This is a genomic window from Streptococcus sp. FSL K6-1323 (assembly GCF_038630745.1).
GTDB classification, from domain to species: domain Bacteria; phylum Bacillota; class Bacilli; order Lactobacillales; family Streptococcaceae; genus Streptococcus; species Streptococcus salivarius_D.
Genome location: NZ_CP152039.1, coordinates 822,543 through 843,274 on the forward strand (window position 1 = coordinate 822,543; position 20,732 = coordinate 843,274).

Below are 20,732 nucleotides of genomic sequence, written 5' to 3' on the forward strand. Positions count from 1 at the left end.
ATGATATCTTTTAGGCAACGTGTGTTGCGCAACGAACGTTGCGCGAAAGGAGTATTATGCCACCCAAGGTTAAATTTAGTAAAGAAACTATCATTGGGACAGCTTTACAATTGGTACGCGAACAGGGCATGTCTAGTTTGACAGCTAGAGCATTAGCGGAGAAACTGGGAGCTACACCAAGAGTCATTTTTGGGCAATTTGCTAATATGGCTGAGTTACAAGCAGAGGTTATTGGTGCTGCGGAGATGGTCGTGGTGGAGTATATTCGAAAGGCCTTAGAAGATGAAAAGCCTTTTCGATCTGTCGGGGTTGCTTATATCCTTTTCGCCTCAAAAGAGCCCCAACTTTTTCAATTGCTTTTCCAAAATCCTAGCAAAGATCCGATTCGTCGCTTTCAAGATTTTCTTCCCATGAAGGATCATAGTTACCAATTGGTTCTGGATTCGATCGTCGCAGACTATCCTTTGACTGTAGAGGAGGCTAGTCGCTTGTACCAGCATCTATTTATCTACTCGCATGGGATGGCCTCTATGGTTGCTTCTGGTATTTACCAGTTCAGCATGGAAGAAGTGATTGGATTACTGACAGAAGTTTGTCAATCTCTCATCAAAGAAATGGTAGGAAAGAAATGATTCAACTAGAAAATGTTCACAAAAGTTACGGCCAAACCAAGGTTTTAAAGGGGATTGACTTGCAGATTCAAGACCAGGATGATGTGGTTATCCTCGGCCCTTCTGGATCAGGCAAGTCAACTCTCTTAAATGTGTTATCAGGCTTAGAAAAGGTAGACGAGGGGCATATCCTCATTCAAGGACAAGATTTATCACAACTCACGGATGCTCAATTGACAGCCTTTAGACGTGAGAAGATTGCCTTTATTTTCCAGCAGTATTATCTATTGCCGAATCTAACGGTCAGACAAAATGTAAAGATGGGAGCTGACCTGGCAGACAATCATGATTTTTTGCAGATCATCGAGGATTTGGGACTTGGCGATAAGCTGGACAAGTATCCGAGTGAATTGTCGGGTGGGGAACAGCAGAGAGTGTCTATTGCCCGGGCCTTGGCCAAAAAGCCAGAGATTCTCTTCTTAGATGAGCCGACGGGAGCTCTCGATGAAGAAACAGGGCGCAAGATTCTCGACTATATCTGGAAGTTAAAGGAAAAGCTGGGCTTCACCCTCATCATGGTGACGCACAACCAAAATATTGCGGATATGGCCAGAACCATAATTCGTGTCAATAGTGGCAAAATTACCGAAGTTGTGACCAATGATCAACCTCAGACTGCCTATGAGATTGGATGGTAAGCCATGTTTTCAGTAAAAGATATTCGAAAATTAGTTGTCGTCAGTATCATCGGAGCCTGTGCGGTCTTTGTGGCCAATCTCTTCTTGAATTTTTACCTGGATATCGAGCAGTTGGAGATTTCTAAAACCAATCCCATGATGCAGACCTACTATGATGCCCAGGTATCGCTTTCCTGGATGGTGGCCATGGTCAGTGGGGTTGTCTTGTCCTTGACGTCGGTTCTTCTCATGTGTTTTTATATCAAACAATTTGTTGATGACCACAGGGAACAATTAGGAATTTTAAAGGCTTTGGGCTACAGCAATGGCCTGTTGGCTAAACGGTTTTGGGCCTTTGGACTCAGTTTTGGAGCTGGAGCGCTTCTTGGCTATTTTGCTTCTTTTCTTATGATGGGACATTTTTATGACTTCCGCAATGAAAAGGGGATCCTGCCAGAAATCACCATTCACTTTCACTGGCAGCTCTTGCTTGCTTTGGTGATGCTACCAACGACCTTCTTTATGCTTCTCGCGATTGGTTATGCTAGAAGACAACTCCAAACCCCGGCACTTCGCTTATTGAAAAAATCTCCAAGTCCGATCAAGGTCAAAAGGAGAAAGAGGGCACCCAAGAAAGACAAATCTTTCTTAAAAGAGCTGTCTTCGTCACTGATTTGGGGGAGAAAATCTATCTTGTTTTTTGTGGTCTTTGGCTCCATGTGTTTTGCAGCCATGGTTCAATTGTCCTTTGGCTTAAGAGATTATACAGATGATATCATCCAAACCATGATGATTATGATTGGCTTAATTCTTTCTTTCTCGATTCTCTTTTTGTCATTAGGGATTGTCATCTCAGAAAGTCGCGAAACCTTGGCCTTGATGAAGGCTTTTGGCTACACAAATCGTGAATGCCAAAGTCATATTCTCGCTCCCTATCGTTTTTGGGCTTATCTAGGATTTGTTTTAGGGACGGTTTATCAATACGGTATCATGGAAATCTTGATTGGTGTAATCAAAGATACAGTTCCTGAAAAGATTGAGCATCACTTTGATTGGATTGTTTGCTTCCGGACCTTGCTTGGCTTTGCTGTGGTTTATGAAAGCCTGTTTTATCTATCCAACAGAAAACTCCAAAAGCAAACCATCAAAGAAGTACTCTTAGCTGAATGATTTATGACAGTAATCCTTAATATCAGTGCTTTTTAATGAGAAAAAATAGAAGATTGATTGACTTTAGACCTCTTCACGAGGTCTTTTTCTCTTATGAAAACGCTACATAAGAGACTAAATGCACTATCACAATCTTGTGATAGTTTACATCTTCTTAACATTGTCCCGAAATTCTTGCATTCTCTATTGTTAAAGCGTAAGATAGACACTGTTTTAATTTTAGTGCATTAAAACATGTCTTGTAATATTTCTAGATGTACAAGGCAGAAAGAATCTTATGAAAGAGGAGTCTCGAATGTCAGATAAACAAATGAAAACCCTTGGTTGGGTGGCAACCTTCATGTCAGTTATGATGTATGTATCATACGTGCCACAAATCATGGACAATTTGTCTGGTCATAAAGGAAACTTTATCCAACCATTGGTAGCTGCAGTCAACTGTAGCCTTTGGGTTTACTATGGTCTCTTTAAAAAAGAACGTGACCTTCCCCTTGCTGCGGCCAATGCACCAGGTATTATCTTTGGTTTAATTACAGCATTGACAGCTTTGTTCTAAAATAAAGCAAAATTTCTTTCTATACTATTTTTCTTAACGCAGAAAACGAGAGCAGAACTAGCGACAGTCAAAGATTGTCGTTCTAGTTTCACTCTCGTTTTTTGTTTTTAGTTATTAAGAAGAGCCTTGATAGCATCTTCCATTTTTAGTGGGTACGTTTTGGAAGAAAAGCGTTCGACCACTTGACCTTCACGGTTAATCAAAAACTTAGCAAAATTCCATTCGATTCTAGCCCCAAGCGGTCCAGATTTTTCTTGTTTTAGCCAATCAAAAAGTGGTTCTGCTTCCTTACCATTGACCTTGATTTTGGCAAATCGAGGGAAGGTTGTATGGTAATTGAGGGTGCAGAAGGTATTGATTTCTTCAGCACTACCAGGTGCCTGCCCCATAAATTGATTACAAGGAAAATCAAGAATCTCGAATCCTTGGTCTTTGTATTTGTCATAGAGTTCCTGTAAGCCCTGATACTGTGGCGTTAAACCACAACCTGTTGCTGTATTAACAATTAGAACTACCTTTCCCTTATAGTCCTGGAGAGACACAGGTTGGTCAGCTTGATCTGAAACTGTAAAATCGTATAAGGATGTCATAGAAAATCTCCTTTTATTTGTTTGAGACTATTATAGCAAAGTTAGTCAGAGAAGTGATTTTTCAGGAAGACTAGAGATTAAATGGTGTTTGTGATAGTAATTCTTTATCTTGGTGTTAAGAATTACTTATAGCTGACGGTAATAATACTATGTAAGGTCATGTGCTTAAAAGAAGGTAACAATAGGTTTTAACGTTATTTGGGTTACTATATCATAAATTTTATTTATGGCTAGGGATAAAATTTCTTTATTTTTCGGATGTGATAATCTCTGATAAGATAATGTCATTCAGTTTTGAAGCAGCTAGTGATAATAGGAGTTGAAAGTATTTTAGGTATGTTCATTAGCTGTTGATATTAGGATAAGAGAAAAGGAGATTCTTATGTCAGAAAAAAGAGAGTTAGTTTTGAAAGCATTTCGTGGAGAAAGTGTTGATCGTGTCCCGGTGGGATTTTGGCATCATTTTACTACTGAAGACGAGTGGTTATATGGTTTTGAAAATCCAGAAATTATTGATAAAAATAAAGCTGGTCATAAAAAATTTATTGAAGAAGTCAAACCTGATTTTGTTAAATTGATGAGTGATGGTTTCTTCGCATACCCACAACCTGCTTTTAAAGATTTTAAGTCAATCAGTGATTTGCAAACGATTGAACCTTTAGGTGCAAATCATCCTTGGATTTCTGCACAAGTCGAACTTGTAAAAAGTCTGATTGCTGATTTTCCTGAAGATATTGTTGCAATTTACAATATCTTCGCTCCGGTTACTTATTTAAAATGGTTAGTTGGAAAAGTTTCAGGTGGCGATGATCTTATCGCAGATTACATTGTGGAAAACCGAAAAGCTTTGAAGCATGTTTTAGATGTTATTGGCGAAGACATTGCGAGTCTTAGTCAGAGGGTGATTGAAGAAGCAGGTGCTGATGGTATTTACCTAAGTGTTCAAAGTATTCAAGATGAGCGAGTTAGCGCTGAAATTTATAAAGAAATCATTGCTCCAAGTGAATTAAAGGTTTTAGAAGCAGCTAATGGAGCCAAAGGACATAATATTCTACATATTTGCGGATACGAAGGAGCCCGTAATAACATCGAACTCTTTAAAGATTATCCTGCTCAGGTAGTTAATTGGGCGGTCGGTCCTGAAGGAATTAGTTTGGCAAAAGGTCTTAACATTTTTAGAGGTCGCACAGTTCTTGGAGGATTTGAAAATGGAAAAGACGGTCTTCTATATACTGGAACTAAAAAAGCTATTCAAGAAAAGGTTAGGGAGATTATTGCTGATACAGGAACCCATGGGTTAATCATTGGTGCTGATTGCACGATTCCAAGTGATATTAACCATGAGCGTATTGAATGGGTACGTGAAGCAGCAATTTTGTAAGAAAAAGGAGAGATTAATATGAGTAAAAAGACATGGATTATTGGTGGAGCTGTTGTTGTAGCACTTATTGGGGCTACAGTTATTGGACGTAGCTTAACAGGAGATAAAAAAGCAAAATCAGATTCTGGAAAGGTAACAACATTAAAAGTTGCCCATACTCAAAACTATGTTCCTTATGATTTTGTTGATAAGGATGGTAATTCTGATGGCTATGAGGTAGCTGTATTAAAGGAAATTGATAAAAAGCTTCCACAGTACAAATTTGAATATACCGGAACAAGTGATGATGATCTTTTGATTGGTTTAGAGTCAGGTAAATATGACATCGGTACGAAGGGCGCGTGGTACACAGATGAACGTGCTAAAAAGTTTATTATTCCGAAAGATCCAATTGGAGCAAGTATTATTGGATTTACCATTCGTAAGGATGATAAAGATAAATATAAAAATATCTCTGACTTTGCAAAACAAAATGGTCGATTGGTGCCAATCTCACCACAAAATGCTCAGTGGAATGTTATCAAAGACTACAACGATAAGCATAAAGATCAACCAATTGAGTTAACATCTGCGGAATCTTTCCAAGTTTCAGATGCCTATGCATGGGTTTTGGAAAATCGTTATGATGCTTACTTTGATATTAAATTATCTTTTGAAAAGGCTGTAACTGATAAAGATGGTGCGTATCATCAATATGCAGATAAATTGACTTGGTTCCCTTATAAAGGAATTCCAACCTATCCACTCTTCCATCGAGATAGTAAGAACGAAGAGTTTTCAAAAGAATATACTAAGGCAATTAAGGAACTAAAAGAAGACGGTACACTTGAAAAGTTGTCTAAAAAATACTTTGGTGAGGATGTCTTCTCATACGTAGACAAATAAGTAATTGTAACGTCGTAAAAGTAGGATGTTTTGATAAGCTTCTGAAGTGAGTTTAGTTAGGAGAAATTATGGTCAATTATGACATTTCAAAAGTTTTTGGAGCATTACCTGAAATCATAAAGGGCTTACCGATGACATTATTGGTTATCTTATTAACGACTTTACTTGGGTCGTTATTAGGAGGATTAGTTGCTTGGGCAAGCCTTTCTAAGGATAAAGCTTTAGAGAATTTGGCTAAGGGATATGTTTTTATCTTACGCTGTACCCCACCGATTGTGTTGCTATTTTTAGTATTTTACGGAGTTCCAGAATTTCTTAATTGGTGGTTAGGATTAGATATTAATGATTGGTCCAAATTGATATTCGTTCTTGTGACTATGGTTCTCCTATTCTCAGCAATGATATCAGAAGTACTTAAAGCAGCTTATCAAGCAATCCCTAAAGGACAATTAGAAGCTGGGCTTAGTATTGGGCTTACTTCTGAACAAACCTTTGTAAGAATTATCGCCCCTCAAGCATTTAAGGTTGCTTTACCAAATATTACAACAGCTATACTTAACCTTATGCGTGATGCAGCTTTGGCTTATACGATTGGTTTTATTGATGTTATGGGCAAAGGGAACCTTTTGATTAGTCGCCATTTAGGAAATTATTCTTTGGAGACTTATACAGCTGTTGCCTTTGTTTATTGGGGAATAGCATTAATTCTATCGTTGATTTCTAGGATAGCAGAGCAACAATTGAGTGTAAAAGAGAGGTAAAAAATGAATATTACTTTTATTATAGATACCTTTATCAAGGCTTTCTATGGTGTTCCGGTAACACTGGGAATCATGATTGTGGCTATTCTATTGAGTTTTCTACCTGCTTTATTTCTCGCTTTGGGTCAAATTTATAAGGTACGGGGTGTTAAGACTTTTTCAATTGTTTATCTTGCGTTTATTCGTGCAACACCTCCAATTCTTTTAATTTTATTCTTTTATAGTTTGTTCCCTAGTTTGTTAAATCAGTTTTTTAAAGGAATTGGGAGTCACATAGATGTCTTCAAAGTTAACCCGCTTTACTATGCCTTTATTATCTATAGCTTGATGACGACAGGAAGCTTATCGGAAATCATTCGATCAGCATTACTAACTGTTGATAAAGGTCAACTAGAAGCTGCACAAGCTATAGGCTTAACAACAAGACAAGCCTATCTGAGAATCGTTTTTCCACAGGCACTTAAGGCTGCTCTTCCAAATTTGTGTAACTTAGTTATCAATATTGTAAAAGGAACGTCACTTGTCTTTGTTATGACGATAAAAGATATTACCGCAATTGCACGAGTCGAAGCAGCATATGGATATCAATATTTTGAATCTTATTTTGTCATCTTCATTTTATATTTAATCATTTGTGGTATCATTCAAGTTCTCTTTAACGTTGGAGAAAGAAAATTGCAATTTACATAGAGGGAGTCACTATGCTAGAAGCTAAACATATATCAAAAACATTTGGAGATCGTCAGGTTCTTGTTGATGTCAATCTACAAGTGAAACAGGGAGATGTGGTTGTCATCTTGGGACCATCAGGTTCAGGAAAAACAACTTTCTTACGTTGCCTTAATCATTTGGAGAAAGCTGATGGAGGTCAATTAACAATTTCGGGTAAGGACTACTCTTTGGATAAGTTATCAAAGAAAGATATTTTAGATATCCGAAAGAAGACAGCTTTTGTATTTCAACATTACAATTTATTTGCAAACAAGACTGCCATTGAGAATATCTTGGAAGGTTTAGTGATTGCTAGGAAAGTTCCTAAAAGTGAAGCGCAAGAGATTGCTGAAGAAGCACTTAAAAAAGTTGGTCTTCTGGATTTTAAAGATTACTACCCATCACAACTTTCAGGAGGACAGCAACAACGTATTGGTTTAGCCAGGGCTATAGCAGTTAAACCAGAAGTTATCTTGTTAGATGAACCAACATCAGCCCTTGATCCAGAACTAGTTGGGGATGTTCTGGATGTCATGAAACAACTTGCTCATGAAGGAACGACAATGGTAGTTGTGACTCATGAAATGGGGTTTGCACGAGATGTAGCTAATCATGTCGTTTTCATGGATGGTGGTCATGTCATCGAAGAGGGGAGTCCAAAAGACATTTTTTACAGACCAAAAGAAAAACGTACACAACAATTTTTGGCACGTATTCTTTCTGATGCTAGTTATGATTTGGAATATATGATTTGATCCATCATTAATAAGTTGTAATTAGAGTATATAATTCTTGTATAAATAAAATAGGCTGAGGTTATTTCTCAGCCTATTTTATGTTTCCTATATGTAATGTTAGTTTATATGGTCCTTAACTTCAACAAAAAACCAAGACTTTCGTCTCGGTTTCATCTCATCTTATGACACGACATGTCCGTCTTTGTCGAAGGTATAGAGTTTACCATCGATGAGGACAGAGCGGTTAGTGTATTTTTCACCTGTTTTAGGGTCCAAATAGTAGGTGTAGTTATCGACTGTGACAAAGCGTCCTAGGACTTGTTTGCCTTCAGCGTCGAAGTAGAGGACCTTGCCATCAACTTCTTGGAAGCCGGTAACTTTCTCACCTTTGTCATTGTAATAGTAGTTATCGCCCTTATCGTAGACAATGCGATTGCGATAAGCTGGTTCACCCTTGCGGTCAGCAACTACACCATTGTCATCAGCATTATAGGCTCTGTCTCCGATGACAAAACGTCCTGTTTCAAGGTTTCCGCTATCTCGGAAGAAGTAGTCCTTGCCATCGATGGTTTGCCAACCTGTCAGAGCAGCTCCGTCGTTGCCATAGTAGCGTGTTGGGTAGTATGGGAAGCGTGGAGAACCTTCGTAGTTGTATGATTTTGAAAAGGCGTTACGTGTCATGATACCAGTCAATTGGTCAAATTGGTATGTTTTACCATTGATTGTGACCTCTGTGCCTTTGGCTTGACGGCCATCTTCATAGAAATAGTAAGTGACGCCATCAAAGGTCTTCAAGCCAGTGACTTTCTGACCATTTTCATAGAGATAACTTGTGCCGCTACGATCCGTCTGCAATTGGTCAAAGTGGATGGCTTTTTCTTTTGCCGCATCAATACCCTTGGCATCAAAATTAAAGGTTACACCGCGATAAGTAAGGGCCTTGTTAGTTGTTGCAATGGCCACGTTTGTGGTCACTTTTTGGCCATTTGGTGCTGTGAAGGTCATTGGTGTTGAGTCGAAATGGTAGAGGTGCCCATTAAGAATGTCCCATTGGTCAATAGTTGACCAATGTGATTGTCGGACACTGCTATATTTAGATCCAAGAATCTTACCATCATATTGATAAGGACCTTCTTTGATTTTACCATCAGTATCTGTGATATAGACGTCTTTAAGTTCATAATCATTTTCACCAGTACGCTTGAACTCAGGATAGAGACCGTTTGTCAAGAGTTTTCCATCTGGGCTAAAGAGCTGAGAGTTGACAACTCCTGTGTAGAGACTTCCTTTAGAGGTATCATTATCAGAATAGTCGCTACCGTAGTAACGGTCGCCATCAACTTCAAACCAACCTGTCTTGAAGGCACCATCACTTCCTGCGTAGTAGATTGTTTCAGAGAAGTCACCGTAATGGTCAGTGGATGTATCATGATAAAAGGCGTTGCGAAGGACAGCACCAGTGTCTTTGTTGGCGAAGTAGTGTTTATCACCTATGGTGAAGAAAGCACCTCGGACTTGTTGGCCCTTATCGTTAAAGTAGTAGAGGTCCTTGTTAATAGTTTGTAAACCAGTGACCTTTTTACCATTAGCATCATAGTAGTACCATTCTTGATCGCTACCTTGAACAAATTGGTTTCGATTTGAGGTTTGAGCAGTTTTAAGAGTCGCCACACCATTGCTATCAAAGTTATAGACCGTACCGTTTAAGGTAAGTGAGCGATTAACCCACTTGTCACCTGTATTTGGATCGAAGTAGTAGGTTTTGCCGTCAATAGTAACCAGTTGTCCCTTGGCTTGGACACCATATTCGTGGAAATAAAGGTTCTGTCCGTTAATGGTTTGGAAACCAGATACGGCTTTACCATCAGCTCCGAAGTAGTACCAAGAGTTATCTCTATTAACGAATTGGTTGGTTACTGGATTTCCATTGTCTTTGTCGAAATAGTAGATATCGTTATCGTAGTAAAGGAAGTCCCCTTTGACTTGTTGACCACTATCATTGAAGTAGTGAAGGCTACCATCTACCGTTTGAAAGCCATGAAGCGCTTTACCGTCTTTACCAAAGTAATACCAATTCCCCTTGTCGTCAGAAACATAGCGATTGGTTACCATGATACCAGTCTTAGGATCAAAGTAATACTGTTGTCCGTTCAGGTTTTGAACGCTTGTCTTGTAGTCAGCTTGGCTACGGTCTAGGAATTCGGTGCGGAAACCAAATGGGGCTGAGAAGCCTTTAGTTGCCTTGTAATTGTCGAAGTAGTACCAGTTGCCCGACTTATCTGAGACAAAGACAGAATCAGGTTGATTACCAGTAGCATCAAAGTAGTAAAGATTGCCATTCTCAGTGATGAAGTCATCTTTTACCATCTTGCCATCTTTGTCAAAGTAGTAATAACCAAAGTATTTATGGTTTGCATAATCAAGATATTGGCGACCTGTTACACGACGTCCATTGTCTTTATCGAAATAGTAGCTATCACCATTAATAGTGACGATTTCGTTTTTAGCTTGTCGACCATCTTCGTGGAAGTAGAGGTTAAAGCCATCGATGTTCTGAGCACCAGTGACGGGTTTCCCATCTTTGCCGAGGTAATACCAGTTGTGGTTGTTGTCTTCAATAAACTGGTTACGTTTGTTCGTTTCAGGGAGAACTGCTGTCAAACGACCTTGGGCATCAGCATTGTAGGCTTGACCATCGATGTTGATAGAGGTATTGGTTACCTTACGTCCATTGGCTTTGTCATAGTAGAAAGATTGTCCATTTTCTGTGATAATCTCACCCTTGGCTTGCTTGCCATCCTCGTGGAAATAAAGGTCGAAATTGTCAACGTTTTGGGCACCTGTCAGATTTTTCCCGTCTTTAAGGTAGTACCAGTTGCCCTCAGCATCGCTCTTGAATTGACCGCCAGAAACGACAGTAGCTTCAACAGATTCAGGTGCTTGACTGTTTACTTCAGTGACTGTACTAGCTGTTTCTGAAGTTGAAGTAGCAGTTCTCGTTTCGCCACTAGACAAATTGTAAGTGCTACTTGCTTGGTCTTCTTTAAGGACTGGCTGCTTATCAGTTGTGACAGTAGCAGTTGTATCAGTTGCCTTATTGGTTGCGCCTTGATCAGCTTTTGTCGTAGCTACAGTTGTTTCTGTGACGACAAAATCAGGATCCTGGCTGACGCTTTCAGGTGTGCTAGCTGAGGTAACTTGATTTGTAGCTTGTTCGTCGGCAGAGACACCAACTCCAATCAATGAGGCACCAAGTGCCAAACCAGACACGGCAATGGTAACCCATTGTTTTTTCACTTTATGAAGTTTAAAATGAACTTTATTTTCCATAAAAGTTCCCCTTTTCCTTTTTAATGACCCCATTCTAACATCTTTCATTAGAAGAATCAAACGCATTCATAAGATTTTCATGTTTTTTTCTAAAAATTGAAAATTCTTTCCAGATAAGGATTTGAGAAACAAAAAAGAATGCTAAAGGACCACTTTAGCAAGCTCCTTTTAATCGAGATGTATGTAAAATTAAAAAGTAAGCATTAGGAGTCCCTATTTTTGGCATAGCATTCACCAATAAAAGTATAAAAATACAGAAAAAAGACCATTTAGACCAAGAAATATGGTATAATGGTTCGGTATTTCGCAAAAAATGGAGTATAAAAATGAGTATTTTTCGTAAAAAGGATGTCGGTCTCGCTCAGACTGAGATGAAACGACATTTGACCCTTAGGGATGTGGTCCTTCTGGGAATCGGTGCCATGGTTGGTACAGGAATCTTTACGATTACTGGTACCGCGGCATCGACTCTGGCTGGCCCTGCCCTGATTATTTCGGTCTTGATTTCAGCCGTGTGTGTTGGGATGTCAGCGATTTTCTTTGCTGAGTTTGCCTCACGTTACCCATCAGCCGGTGGTGTCTATGGTTACCTCTATGCTGTCTGGGGGGAGTATCCTGCCTGGATGGGTGGCTGGTTGACCATGATTGTCTTTATGAATGCCGTATCCAGTGTAGCCTCTGGTTGGGGTGCCTACCTCAAGGGGCTACTGGCTAGCTTTGGTCTTAAGTTGCCTCAAGCCATCAGTGGACCTTTCAATCCCAGTCAAGGTACTTACATTGATCTTTTGCCAGTCTTGGTCTTGGTCTTGGTGACGGCTCTTCTTCTCATGAATTCTAAGCAGGCTTTACGTTTGAACTCCCTCTTGGTAGTGCTCAAGTTTTCAGCCTTGGCGGTCTTTATCTTAGTGGGCCTCTTCCATTTGAATCCTAGCAACTGGGCAGATTTTGCACCATTTGGCTTTGGTCAGATTTATGGAGGAAAAACTGGGATTATGGCAGGTGCCTCCCTCATGTTCTTTGGATTCCTTGGTTTTGAGTCTATCTCTATGACCGTAGACGAGATTAAAGAGCCGCAAAAGAACGTTCCTCGAGGTATCGTTCTTGCCTTGATTATTGTGGCTTCACTTTATGCAGTGGTTTCTCTCGTCTTGACAGGAGTGGTTCACTATACCAAGTTGAATGTTGATGATGCCGTGGCTTATGCTCTTCGCTATATTGGGATTTCTTGGGCAGCCAACTACGTCTCTGTCGTTGCAATTATGACCTTGATTACGGTATGTATTTCAATGGCCTACGCCCTTAGCCGTATGGTTTATAGCCTGGCGCGTGATGGTTTCCTTCCTCAAACCTTCCAAGAGGTTTCAAAGACTAATAAGGTTCCACATCATGCGACACTTTTGACAGGCGTATTGTCAGCTATCTCGGCAGGTATCTTCTCCTTGGCCAACATGGCATCCTTGGTTAACATTGCGACCTTGGCTTACTTGGTCCTCTTGGCTATTGCCCTCATTATTCTTCGTAAGGACAAGGGCTTGCCACAGAAGGACGAGTTCAAGGTTCCATTTGTTCCGGTCTTACCAATTATCTCAATTATCGTCTGCCTCTCATTTATGAGTCAGTACAGTTGGCAGACATGGTTAGCCTTTGGTTTGGCTGTGCTAATCGGTTCAGTGATTTATGCCTTTTACGGTTACAAACATTCTAAGTATTAAGATGAAAATGATAGTGCCATCTGGCCTATCATTTTTTGATATAATGGAAGGAAAGTAAAAGCAGGAGTAGATTGATGAAATCAGACCAGATGTGGCAAGCCTATAAGATTTTAAATCAGACAATCGGAGATAAGATTGATGCCTGGGCCTTTGGCGTGGAAGCAGATTATTTGGCAGAACTCGTATTGATGGGGCAAAAGACAGCAACCAGTTCAGCTTTTGACTTGTATGCAGTGGGGAATGAACCATTGCCCAAGGAAAATGAACTGAGAGTCATTCTTGATAGTAAGGAGAATGCTATCTGTATTATTGAAACGACTAAAGTTGAGGTCATCCCATTTAAAGAGGTTTCTAAAGACCATGCCTACAAGGAAGGTGAAGGAGATCGAACCCTAGCTTACTGGCAAAAGCTTCATGAAAACCTCTTTAGCAAATGGTTGCATGAGGTTGGACTACATTTTAGTCAGGACAGTCTAGTTGTGTTGGAAGAATTTAGAGTAGTTTATCCTATAGATTGAAAGTTCCCAATATCTTGGGGACTTTTTACTTTAAGGAAAGATTAACCTTTCTTTAAGTCTTGTCTTAGGTTTCTTGTGTTTAATAGAGGCATCTCAAAAGTAAGAAAGAGGTCTAACATATGACATACAAAGATACGAAACAAACACAAGAACGTTACGCCATTAAAAAATCATCAAAATGGAAAACAGCGGGTTCAGTACTAGTAGCGAGCTTAATTTTTGGTAGCTCGGTCGTCTTAAATGAAAATAAGGCTTCAGCCGATGAGACTAACACCGAATCAACACTCTCAACGGTTACGACGGGTGAAACCACTGCCGATTTGATTGAAGAAAGTGTTCAGACCGACAATACATCAGAAACTACTGAAACAAGCACAGAATCGGCTACAAGTACTTCAACTGCGGCTTCAACTTCAGACACTGATTCGTCAACAATAAGTACAACAAGTACGACAGAGGACACGACTGCTACATCAACAAGCAGTGAAACATCTGATGATTCAAGTACTTCCGCAACTCCAGAAGCAAGTTCTTCTGAAACTGCTGAAAGCACAACTAGTGAAACCTCAGCATCTGAAACGAACAATGCAGACGAAAACACTAGCTCTAATACAAGCTCAAGCACCACTGAAGCCACTGCATCTGAAACAGCTTCAGTGTTAACCAACAGCGCCTCAGATTCAGCTACTGAAACGACGACAACTGAGTCTGAAGATAGTGATTCAGAAAGCTCAACGACAACGATTACTTTCAATGGAACAACCGTGGTAACAAGTGATAGCGATACTGTCACAGTTGATGGAACGACAATTACCATCAATCAAGCAGGATCATACACTTTGACCGGAAATGGTTCAAGCTATACCATTATTGTGTCAGGTAGCGTGACAGATCCAGTTACAATCTACTTGGATGGTGTGACCTTAACGGATTCGTCTATTACTTCCAATTCTTCAGCAGAATTGACTGTTAATGTCCTTTCAGACAGTTCTATTTCTTCGACGTCTGCTAATGCGATTGAAGCCGCTGGTGCCTTAACAATCACGAGTGGTACTGGAAGCACCCTTACCCTTTCAAGTACTGAAAAACACGCCATTAAAGCTGATAGTGTAACGGTTGACTCTGTAACGCTTGATTTGACTTCTGAGGCCAAGGATGGCATCAATGCGACGACAGCTGTAACCATTAAAAATGCCACAGTTAACATCACAGCAACTGATGATGGTATTCAAGTCGAAGACGAAACAGATGTGAATAGTGGTGATTTGACAATTACTGACTCAACGGTAACCATTAATGCGACTGATAAAGGTATCACAGTTACGGATGAATTAACTGTTGAGGGTAATTCTAAAGTAACGGTCGTGGCAGGTGACGAAGGCCTTGAAGGACGTTATATCAATTTGACAGGTGGAACCGTTGACATCACTGCTGGAGATGACGGTATTAACGCCACTGAGTGGACGACCAAGGACAGTGCTGATACTTCAAGCCTAACCAACTCGACTTCTGATTTGGAAAATGAAGTTGCCATCAATATTGACGGTGCAACGGTTACAATCGTAGCAGACGGTGACGGTATCGACAGTAACGGGAATGTGACTGTTAAAAGTGGTTCTCTCTATGTCGCTCAGACAAGTGCTGATAATGCCGCTATCGACTACGATGGAACAGGCATTATCTCGGGCGGTACCGTTTGGGCCATTGGTAACCAAGGAATGGCTCAGGCCTTTACAACAGGTTCAAGCCAATCTTATATCATGGCTAACATTTCAGGTAGTGCAGGAGACACTATCACAGTCACTGATAGTTCTGGAAATGTTATTGCCACAACGACAGCGACGTCTTCATTTGGAAATGTGGTCTTTAGTACCGAGAGTCTAACTTCGGGTGAAACCTATACCATCACGACCTCAAGTGGGTCAAGTGCCACTGCAACAGCTACTGAAGAAGGCACAAACAACGGTCCTGGTGCAGGTGGAATTGGTGGCTTCCCAGGTGGAAGCTTTGACAATACCTCAATGTCTGATAATTTCGGAGGCTATGGGGGACCGACTAGCTATGGCGGAAGCTCTACCAATACTGGTAGTATTAACACACCATGGGGCCAATCTACTTCGACAAGTTTTGAGAATACGACAAGCACAAGTAGCACGAGCTCAACAAGTCAAACGTCTAATACAGGACGTCCTACCCCACCAAACTTTGCTAGTCAAACAAGTAGTTCAAGCTCTACAAATACTAGCATTACGACAGGCAATAGTGCTAGTCAACCAGCTACCAATGCTTCAGCACTGACAGCGACAAACACAGCCTTGTCAAGTCAAAACACGTCAACTTCAAAAACTACAATCCCTAAAGTGTCGTCTCTTGAATCACAAACAACAGTTGCAAATCAGTCAGCAGAAGTACAGCCCGCACAGGCAAGGACAGATAAGACAAGTAGCACCCAACAACAAAATCAAGAGACTGCTGAGAAGTTGAATAAGATTCCTACTCAAAATCAAACTTCTGAAGCATCAAAAGGTCAGTCAGTCTTAAGTCAAAAGGAAAATGTTAGCTCAGTTGTACAAACTAATTTTGCTCAGAAACAACATACAAGCTCTAAGGCTAATCAGTCTGCTAAAAGTTCACAAAGTAGCCAAGCAAACCAATCAACGTTACCAGATACTGGTGATGTGAGTAGCTTGGGATTAGGTGCATTAGGAGCTGTACTTATGACAACATCATTTGCACTTAAAGGAAGCAAGCATTCTCGTAAGTAATTTCAGTTTAGAAAACATATAAAAAGAAGTTCTCTTGCCAAATGGCTTGAAAACTTCTTTTTTGTCTTATTTTTTAAAGCTATTTTTAAGGCCTTCAACAGCACCTTCAATGCCTTCTTTAACATCTTCGAGACCGTCTTTTGCTTTTGCTACAACTTTTTCAACAGCACCTTCAATTTCAGTCTTTTTGTCGCCAGTCAGTTTACCAGCACCCTCTTTAAGAGCACCTTTAGCTTGATTCAATTTATCTTCGATTCCCATGATAGAACCTCCTTTTTATGATGAGACCATTGTAGACAATATTAAACGGTAATGCAAGTATTTTGTTTAATAAGTGACAACATTAATCTTTCCTTTATCATATTCAGCGATGAAGATATCTGAAATGTTGTCATATCCCATTTTTTGAAGCTCTTCATTTAACCAATCCTCCGTTTTACCAATAGTATCAAGAATTTCTGTTTGAATGACCCCATCAGTAACGATTGGGTATTTCGGATTTTCATCACCCGCACGAACCACAATCAATTGGCCGTTCTGTTCAATAACTGCACGTTTAACCTCTTTAAGTTGAAAAATTCCTTGGGAACGTAATTTTAAAGCGACATCAGAGGCTGAAAGTCCTTTAGAGCGACAAGCTTCAGGATCTAGTTGACCATGTTTGATGATGACAGTTGGTTTACCGTCAATCAAATGTTTGATAAAGAGAATATTGGTAATTAGCCATTTTAGAAGTAAAATCAAAATCGTCCAAATAATCAAAATCACGATATATTGGAGGATTGAAACGGTACTACTATAAATTGTACCACCGAGGATTGCACCAAGAACAAAGTTCTGTACTTGGTCAGTAGCTGAGCTAGGTGCTAGGTTTCCTTTACCTGTTAAATTGATAACAAAGACGAGTGAAATAAGCCCCAAAGCTAGTTTAATTGCAACAGTAAGATAAAAAGATGTCATTTTTTAACCTCCACGAGTTCAACATCAGACTTGTAAAGTTTTATTTGTTCTAGCAAGTAGCTGTCAGGTTCTGAACCTGAGATGGCACGATAGTACTTGTTTCCAACTTTGAGGATAGCGCCATCTGTAGTAGTAGAAGTATTGACATAAACCTTGCTCTTATCAACGTCAAGATTTTTAGACACAACCTCGATAAAGTGAAGAGATGCTCTAAATTGGTCGTTGTTAGATTGATTGCTTTGGAAATTACTGATAGCAATTAGAACCACGGCAACTAAGGTTAAAATAGAAATAATAGAGAGTTCACGAAACTTAGTATCATGGCGTTCTTTGAAGGCTTTAAAAGCAAATACACCGGTCACTAAAATAAGTCCTGCAGTAATGGCAACCATAACCCAGTTTTGTTGGCTAATCTGACTTAGCACATAGTCATAGGAATAGAATTTCATTGAGAGATTTCCTTTCATAATATCAATAACATTATAGGTTAAAAATTTGTGTAATTCAAATAGATGAATTTAGGAAAACGTTTAACTGGACATATTTTTTTAGGTGTTCTATTAAGGTTAGTGATCTGGAAAGTTGGCCTGCTAATTCTGTTCTTTTCTCTATAAGTTTGTTGAATTTTTCACAAATTATGCTTATAATTGAGGTAAACAATCATAAGAACTTGCCTAAACTTTTGGTAAATAAGAAGATTATTGACTTAAATATGATAGAGTTACGCCTATAGAGTACCTCTATCTGAGAATCTATTATGTTAAGGTCACTATTCTAAATATTCCTAGAGACTTTTTGGCCTCTCGTTCCTAGAAAAAGGAGTAATTATGTCTGAACCATTATTTTTACAATCTGTCATGCAGGAGAAGATTTGGGGCGGCACGCATTTGCGTGATGTCTTTGGCTACGATATTCCTAGCGACCATGTTGGAGAGTACTGGGCTATCTCAGCTCACCCAAATGGTGTTTCTACTATTAAAAATGGTCGCTATGCCGGTCAAACTTTAGATGTTCTATATGCTGAGCACCGTGAGTTGTTCGGCAATCGTCAGGAACCTGTCTTTCCTCTTTTGACGAAGATTTTGGATGCCAATGATTGGCTTAGTGTTCAAGTCCATCCAGATGATGCTTACGGACTTGAGCATGAAGGCGAACTTGGTAAAACAGAGTGCTGGTATATCATTGATGCTGAACCAGGTGCTGAAATCATTTATGGTCACAATGCCAAATCAAAAGAAGAATTGCGCCAGCAAATTGAAAGTAAGGATTGGGAAAATCTTTTGACCAAGGTTCCAGTTAAAGCAGGCGATTTCTTCTATGTCCCAAGTGGTACCATGCATGCCATTGGTGCAGGAATCTTAGTTCTTGAAACCCAACAGTCAAGTGACACAACCTACCGTGTGTATGACTTTGACCGTAAGGATGACCAGGGCAACCTGCGTGAGCTCCATCTGGAAAAATCTATCGATGTCCTAAATATTGGTGAGCCGGCTAACAGTCGCCCAGTCACAACAAAAGTAGATGATCTCAAATCTACGCTTTTAGTGGCTAATGATTTCTTCGCCGTTTATAAATGGGAAATCTCAGGTAAGGCTGATTTTGAAAAGACTGCAGACTACAGTTTGTTTAGTGTACTTGACGGTCAAGGAAGTCTTCATGTAGACGGACAAAATTATGACATTGCCAAAGGTAGCCACTTCATTCTACCAAGCGATGTCCAAGCCTGGGAAATCAAGGGAAATCTTGAACTGATTGTTAGTCATCCTTAATTAAACTATCAAACTAGACGAGATAAGAATCTTGTCTAGTTTTTTCGTACAATGATACAGAAAATTTGCAATTTTAAAAACCTTTCCTAATAAGTCTGAATAGCTTGAAGTTCCAAACTAATCATGTCATACTAAGTAAGTTGACTAAAATAGTAATAAACAAGTTATCTTTTTTGAGATGATATCTTGTTTGTCTTAGATCGGAGAAACTTATGTTAAAAAAAGGAGGCCTTACAGCTTTATTGTTGTTTGGTATGTTCTTTGGAGCCGGAAATCTGACCTTTCCGCCTCAGCTAGGCTTTGAATCTGGAGGTCATTTTTGGCCTGCGATTGCAGGGTTTGTCCTATCAGGTATTGGTATTGCCATCCTAACGCTGGTGATTGGGACCCTAAATCCTAAGGGGTACATTCATGAGATTTCACAAAAAATCTCGCCTAAGTTTGCCCTAGTCTATTTGGCAGTCCTTTATCTGTCTATTGGTCCTTTCTTTGCCATTCCTAGAACGGCAGCAGCAGCCTTTTCGATTGGCTTCTCGCCTTTGATTGGCAGTGGACATACCAGCCTTTGGCTCTTTGTCTTTACCGTAATCTACTTTGCTTTAGCACTTTGGATTGCCATGAACCCATCTAAAATTCTAGATAGTATTGGACGTATCTTAACACCTGTCTTTGCTATTATGATTGTTATGGTTATTGTGGCAGGAGCACTTAAATACGGTGCTCACAGTCCTCAGGTAGCTAGCCAAGCTTATCAAGCTTCTGCATTTGGTAAGGGATTCTTGGAAGGCTACAACACCTTGGATGCCTTAGCTTCTGTGGCCTTCAGTGTAGTGGCAGTAGTCACTCTCAACCAACTAGGCTTTAAATCTAAGAAAGAGTATATCTCTACCATTTGGGTCGTTGGTTTTGTAGTGACGCTTCTCTTTGGTGCTTTGTATTTGGGACTAGCCTTTTTGGGCAATCATTTCCCACTCCAAGTGGCAGGCCTACCAAAAGATGCCAATATTGGTGCTAGCGTCTTGTCACAAGCCACACAAGCTATCTTTGGACCAGCTGCTCAGATTTTCCTAGCTATCATGGTGACAGTGACTTGTTTCACAACAACTGCAGGACTTATCGTTGCGACAGGAGAATTCTTCCACAAGGCATTTCCGAAAGTATCCTACAAGGCTTACGCCATTCTCTTTACCTTGATTGGGTTTGCGATTGCCAACTTGGGACTTAACAATATCATTGCTTTCTCAGTGCCAGTGCTTTTGATTCTCTACCCAATCACGATTACGATTGTCATGATTGTGATTGCCAACAAGTTCGTGGCCTTGTCTAAACCTGGTATGCAGGTTACAGTTGCGGTAGTAACGCTGATTGCCTTGCTTAGCGTGCTTGGCAGCCAGTTCAAGCTTGCAGGACTGAATGCCCTCATTAACTTCCTACCATTGTCAGGAGCTTCCTTACCATGGTTGATACCAGCCATCTTGTGCATCCTCTTGTCTCTCATCTTACCAGATAAGATTAAGAGCGAAAGCTTTGAAATGGAATAAAAATAAAATCCTATCACAATGTGATGGGATTTTTTGTGTGGGGTGAAAAATGAGTTAA

19 protein-coding genes are annotated in these 20,732 nt (G+C 39.9%); 14 read left to right on the top strand and 5 right to left on the bottom strand.

Annotated elements, in window-relative coordinates; translation table 11 throughout:
- Positions 1 to 56 precede the first annotated feature (56 nt).
- The 4 genes from NST80_RS03645 to NST80_RS03660 all read left to right on the top strand — a co-directional run bounded on the left by NST80_RS03645 (position 57) and on the right by NST80_RS03660 (position 3,014).
- Positions 57 to 632 carry a TetR/AcrR family transcriptional regulator gene (locus NST80_RS03645; protein WP_118171902.1) on the top strand — a complete coding sequence of 192 codons (576 nt, stop codon included), beginning with the start codon at positions 57 to 59 and terminating at the stop codon, positions 630 to 632.
- Complete coding sequence (locus NST80_RS03650) at positions 629 to 1,309, top strand: ABC transporter ATP-binding protein (RefSeq protein WP_003007931.1); 681 nt, start codon at positions 629 to 631, stop codon at positions 1,307 to 1,309. Before NST80_RS03645 ends, NST80_RS03650 begins: the two co-directional genes overlap by 4 nt.
- Positions 1,310 to 1,312: 3 nt before the next feature.
- Positions 1,313 to 2,458, top strand: coding sequence for an FtsX-like permease family protein (locus tag NST80_RS03655; RefSeq protein WP_045768567.1), 1,146 nt, complete (start codon positions 1,313 to 1,315; stop codon positions 2,456 to 2,458).
- A gap of 295 nt (positions 2,459 to 2,753) precedes the next feature.
- On the top strand, positions 2,754 to 3,014 hold the full coding sequence (locus tag NST80_RS03660; protein ID WP_002885327.1) for a SemiSWEET family transporter: 261 nt from the start codon (positions 2,754 to 2,756) through the stop codon (positions 3,012 to 3,014).
- 107 nt (positions 3,015 to 3,121) lie between these two features.
- Here the strand turns inward: NST80_RS03660 and NST80_RS03665 are convergent, their stop codons facing one another.
- Positions 3,122 to 3,604 (bottom strand): glutathione peroxidase, encoded by a 483-nt coding sequence (locus NST80_RS03665; protein ID WP_045768568.1) that lies wholly within the window; start codon positions 3,602 to 3,604, stop codon positions 3,122 to 3,124.
- A gap of 382 nt (positions 3,605 to 3,986) precedes the next feature.
- Between NST80_RS03665 and NST80_RS03670 the strand changes: the two genes are divergently transcribed.
- From NST80_RS03670 to NST80_RS03690, 5 genes are all read left to right on the top strand, one after another.
- Complete coding sequence (locus tag NST80_RS03670) at positions 3,987 to 4,985, top strand: uroporphyrinogen decarboxylase family protein (protein WP_045768569.1); 999 nt, start codon at positions 3,987 to 3,989, stop codon at positions 4,983 to 4,985.
- A gap of 18 nt (positions 4,986 to 5,003) precedes the next feature.
- Complete coding sequence (locus NST80_RS03675) at positions 5,004 to 5,870, top strand: transporter substrate-binding domain-containing protein (protein ID WP_045768570.1); 867 nt, start codon at positions 5,004 to 5,006, stop codon at positions 5,868 to 5,870.
- Between the two features lie 68 nt (positions 5,871 to 5,938).
- A complete protein-coding gene (locus NST80_RS03680) occupies positions 5,939 to 6,631 on the top strand; it encodes an amino acid ABC transporter permease (protein WP_045768571.1) in 693 nt (230 codons plus the stop codon).
- A gap of 3 nt (positions 6,632 to 6,634) precedes the next feature.
- Positions 6,635 to 7,321, top strand: coding sequence for an amino acid ABC transporter permease (locus NST80_RS03685; protein WP_014632957.1), 687 nt, complete (start codon positions 6,635 to 6,637; stop codon positions 7,319 to 7,321).
- A gap of 11 nt (positions 7,322 to 7,332) precedes the next feature.
- A complete protein-coding gene (locus NST80_RS03690; RefSeq protein WP_021143941.1) occupies positions 7,333 to 8,097 on the top strand; it encodes an amino acid ABC transporter ATP-binding protein in 765 nt (254 codons plus the stop codon).
- Positions 8,098 to 8,259: 162 nt separating this feature from the next.
- Here NST80_RS03690 and NST80_RS03695 read toward each other — a convergent pair whose 3' ends face one another.
- Complete coding sequence (locus NST80_RS03695) at positions 8,260 to 11,409, bottom strand: KxYKxGKxW signal peptide domain-containing protein (protein ID WP_118171897.1); 3,150 nt, start codon at positions 11,407 to 11,409, stop codon at positions 8,260 to 8,262.
- A 326-nt stretch (positions 11,410 to 11,735) separates the two neighbouring features.
- Between NST80_RS03695 and NST80_RS03700 the strand changes: the two genes are divergently transcribed.
- The 3 genes from NST80_RS03700 (at position 11,736) to NST80_RS03710 (ending at position 16,404) form a co-directional block, all read left to right on the top strand.
- On the top strand, positions 11,736 to 13,121 hold the full coding sequence (locus NST80_RS03700; protein WP_118171896.1) for an amino acid permease: 1,386 nt from the start codon (positions 11,736 to 11,738) through the stop codon (positions 13,119 to 13,121).
- A 74-nt stretch (positions 13,122 to 13,195) separates the two neighbouring features.
- A complete protein-coding gene (locus NST80_RS03705; RefSeq protein ID WP_118171895.1) occupies positions 13,196 to 13,639 on the top strand; it encodes an ASCH domain-containing protein in 444 nt (147 codons plus the stop codon).
- Positions 13,640 to 13,758: 119 nt separating this feature from the next.
- Complete coding sequence (locus tag NST80_RS03710) at positions 13,759 to 16,404, top strand: carbohydrate-binding domain-containing protein (RefSeq protein WP_118171894.1); 2,646 nt, start codon at positions 13,759 to 13,761, stop codon at positions 16,402 to 16,404.
- 66 nt (positions 16,405 to 16,470) lie between these two features.
- Here NST80_RS03710 and NST80_RS03715 read toward each other — a convergent pair whose 3' ends face one another.
- The 3 genes from NST80_RS03715 to NST80_RS03725 all read right to left on the bottom strand — a co-directional run bounded on the left by NST80_RS03715 (position 16,471) and on the right by NST80_RS03725 (position 17,813).
- Positions 16,471 to 16,665, bottom strand: a complete 195-nt coding sequence (locus NST80_RS03715; protein WP_013990383.1) for a CsbD family protein — start codon at positions 16,663 to 16,665, stop codon at positions 16,471 to 16,473.
- Between the two features lie 66 nt (positions 16,666 to 16,731).
- A complete protein-coding gene (locus NST80_RS03720) occupies positions 16,732 to 17,364 on the bottom strand; it encodes a DUF421 domain-containing protein (RefSeq protein WP_002885232.1) in 633 nt (210 codons plus the stop codon).
- Positions 17,361 to 17,813, bottom strand: a complete 453-nt coding sequence (locus NST80_RS03725) for a DUF3290 family protein (protein ID WP_002885310.1) — start codon at positions 17,811 to 17,813, stop codon at positions 17,361 to 17,363. The genes NST80_RS03720 and NST80_RS03725 overlap by 4 nt, the downstream gene beginning before the upstream one ends.
- A gap of 378 nt (positions 17,814 to 18,191) precedes the next feature.
- Here NST80_RS03725 and manA point away from each other — a divergent pair, with 378 nt between their 5' ends.
- The gene (gene manA, locus NST80_RS03730) at positions 18,192 to 19,133 is read left to right on the top strand and encodes a mannose-6-phosphate isomerase, class I (protein WP_175060584.1); all 942 of its coding nucleotides are present in this window, start codon (positions 18,192 to 18,194) and stop codon (positions 19,131 to 19,133) included.
- A 212-nt stretch (positions 19,134 to 19,345) separates the two neighbouring features.
- Positions 19,346 to 20,674 (top strand): branched-chain amino acid transport system II carrier protein, encoded by a 1,329-nt coding sequence (gene brnQ, locus NST80_RS03735; RefSeq protein WP_175060585.1) that lies wholly within the window; start codon positions 19,346 to 19,348, stop codon positions 20,672 to 20,674.
- Positions 20,675 to 20,732: the final 58 nt, after the last annotated feature.

What these genes read in the sequence shown, in the direction of transcription:
- NST80_RS03645 (WP_118171902.1), top strand. Translation starts at nt 57, where the DNA reads ATGCCACCCAAGGTTAAATTTAGTAAAGAAACTATCATTGGGACAGCT.
- NST80_RS03650 (WP_003007931.1), top strand. Translation starts at nt 629, where the DNA reads ATGATTCAACTAGAAAATGTTCACAAAAGTTACGGCCAAACCAAGGTT.
- NST80_RS03655 (WP_045768567.1), top strand. Translation starts at nt 1,313, where the DNA reads ATGTTTTCAGTAAAAGATATTCGAAAATTAGTTGTCGTCAGTATCATC.
- NST80_RS03660 (WP_002885327.1), top strand. Translation starts at nt 2,754, where the DNA reads ATGTCAGATAAACAAATGAAAACCCTTGGTTGGGTGGCAACCTTCATG.
- NST80_RS03665 (WP_045768568.1), bottom strand. Translation starts at nt 3,604, where the DNA reads ATGACATCCTTATACGATTTTACAGTTTCAGATCAAGCTGACCAACCT.
- NST80_RS03670 (WP_045768569.1), top strand. Translation starts at nt 3,987, where the DNA reads ATGTCAGAAAAAAGAGAGTTAGTTTTGAAAGCATTTCGTGGAGAAAGT.
- NST80_RS03675 (WP_045768570.1), top strand. Translation starts at nt 5,004, where the DNA reads ATGAGTAAAAAGACATGGATTATTGGTGGAGCTGTTGTTGTAGCACTT.
- NST80_RS03680 (WP_045768571.1), top strand. Translation starts at nt 5,939, where the DNA reads ATGGTCAATTATGACATTTCAAAAGTTTTTGGAGCATTACCTGAAATC.
- NST80_RS03685 (WP_014632957.1), top strand. Translation starts at nt 6,635, where the DNA reads ATGAATATTACTTTTATTATAGATACCTTTATCAAGGCTTTCTATGGT.
- NST80_RS03690 (WP_021143941.1), top strand. Translation starts at nt 7,333, where the DNA reads ATGCTAGAAGCTAAACATATATCAAAAACATTTGGAGATCGTCAGGTT.
- NST80_RS03695 (WP_118171897.1), bottom strand. Translation starts at nt 11,409, where the DNA reads ATGGAAAATAAAGTTCATTTTAAACTTCATAAAGTGAAAAAACAATGG.
- NST80_RS03700 (WP_118171896.1), top strand. Translation starts at nt 11,736, where the DNA reads ATGAGTATTTTTCGTAAAAAGGATGTCGGTCTCGCTCAGACTGAGATG.
- NST80_RS03705 (WP_118171895.1), top strand. Translation starts at nt 13,196, where the DNA reads ATGAAATCAGACCAGATGTGGCAAGCCTATAAGATTTTAAATCAGACA.
- NST80_RS03710 (WP_118171894.1), top strand. Translation starts at nt 13,759, where the DNA reads ATGACATACAAAGATACGAAACAAACACAAGAACGTTACGCCATTAAA.
- NST80_RS03715 (WP_013990383.1), bottom strand. Translation starts at nt 16,665, where the DNA reads ATGGGAATCGAAGATAAATTGAATCAAGCTAAAGGTGCTCTTAAAGAG.
- NST80_RS03720 (WP_002885232.1), bottom strand. Translation starts at nt 17,364, where the DNA reads ATGACATCTTTTTATCTTACTGTTGCAATTAAACTAGCTTTGGGGCTT.
- NST80_RS03725 (WP_002885310.1), bottom strand. Translation starts at nt 17,813, where the DNA reads ATGAAATTCTATTCCTATGACTATGTGCTAAGTCAGATTAGCCAACAA.
- manA (WP_175060584.1), top strand. Translation starts at nt 18,192, where the DNA reads ATGTCTGAACCATTATTTTTACAATCTGTCATGCAGGAGAAGATTTGG.
- brnQ (WP_175060585.1), top strand. Translation starts at nt 19,346, where the DNA reads ATGTTAAAAAAAGGAGGCCTTACAGCTTTATTGTTGTTTGGTATGTTC.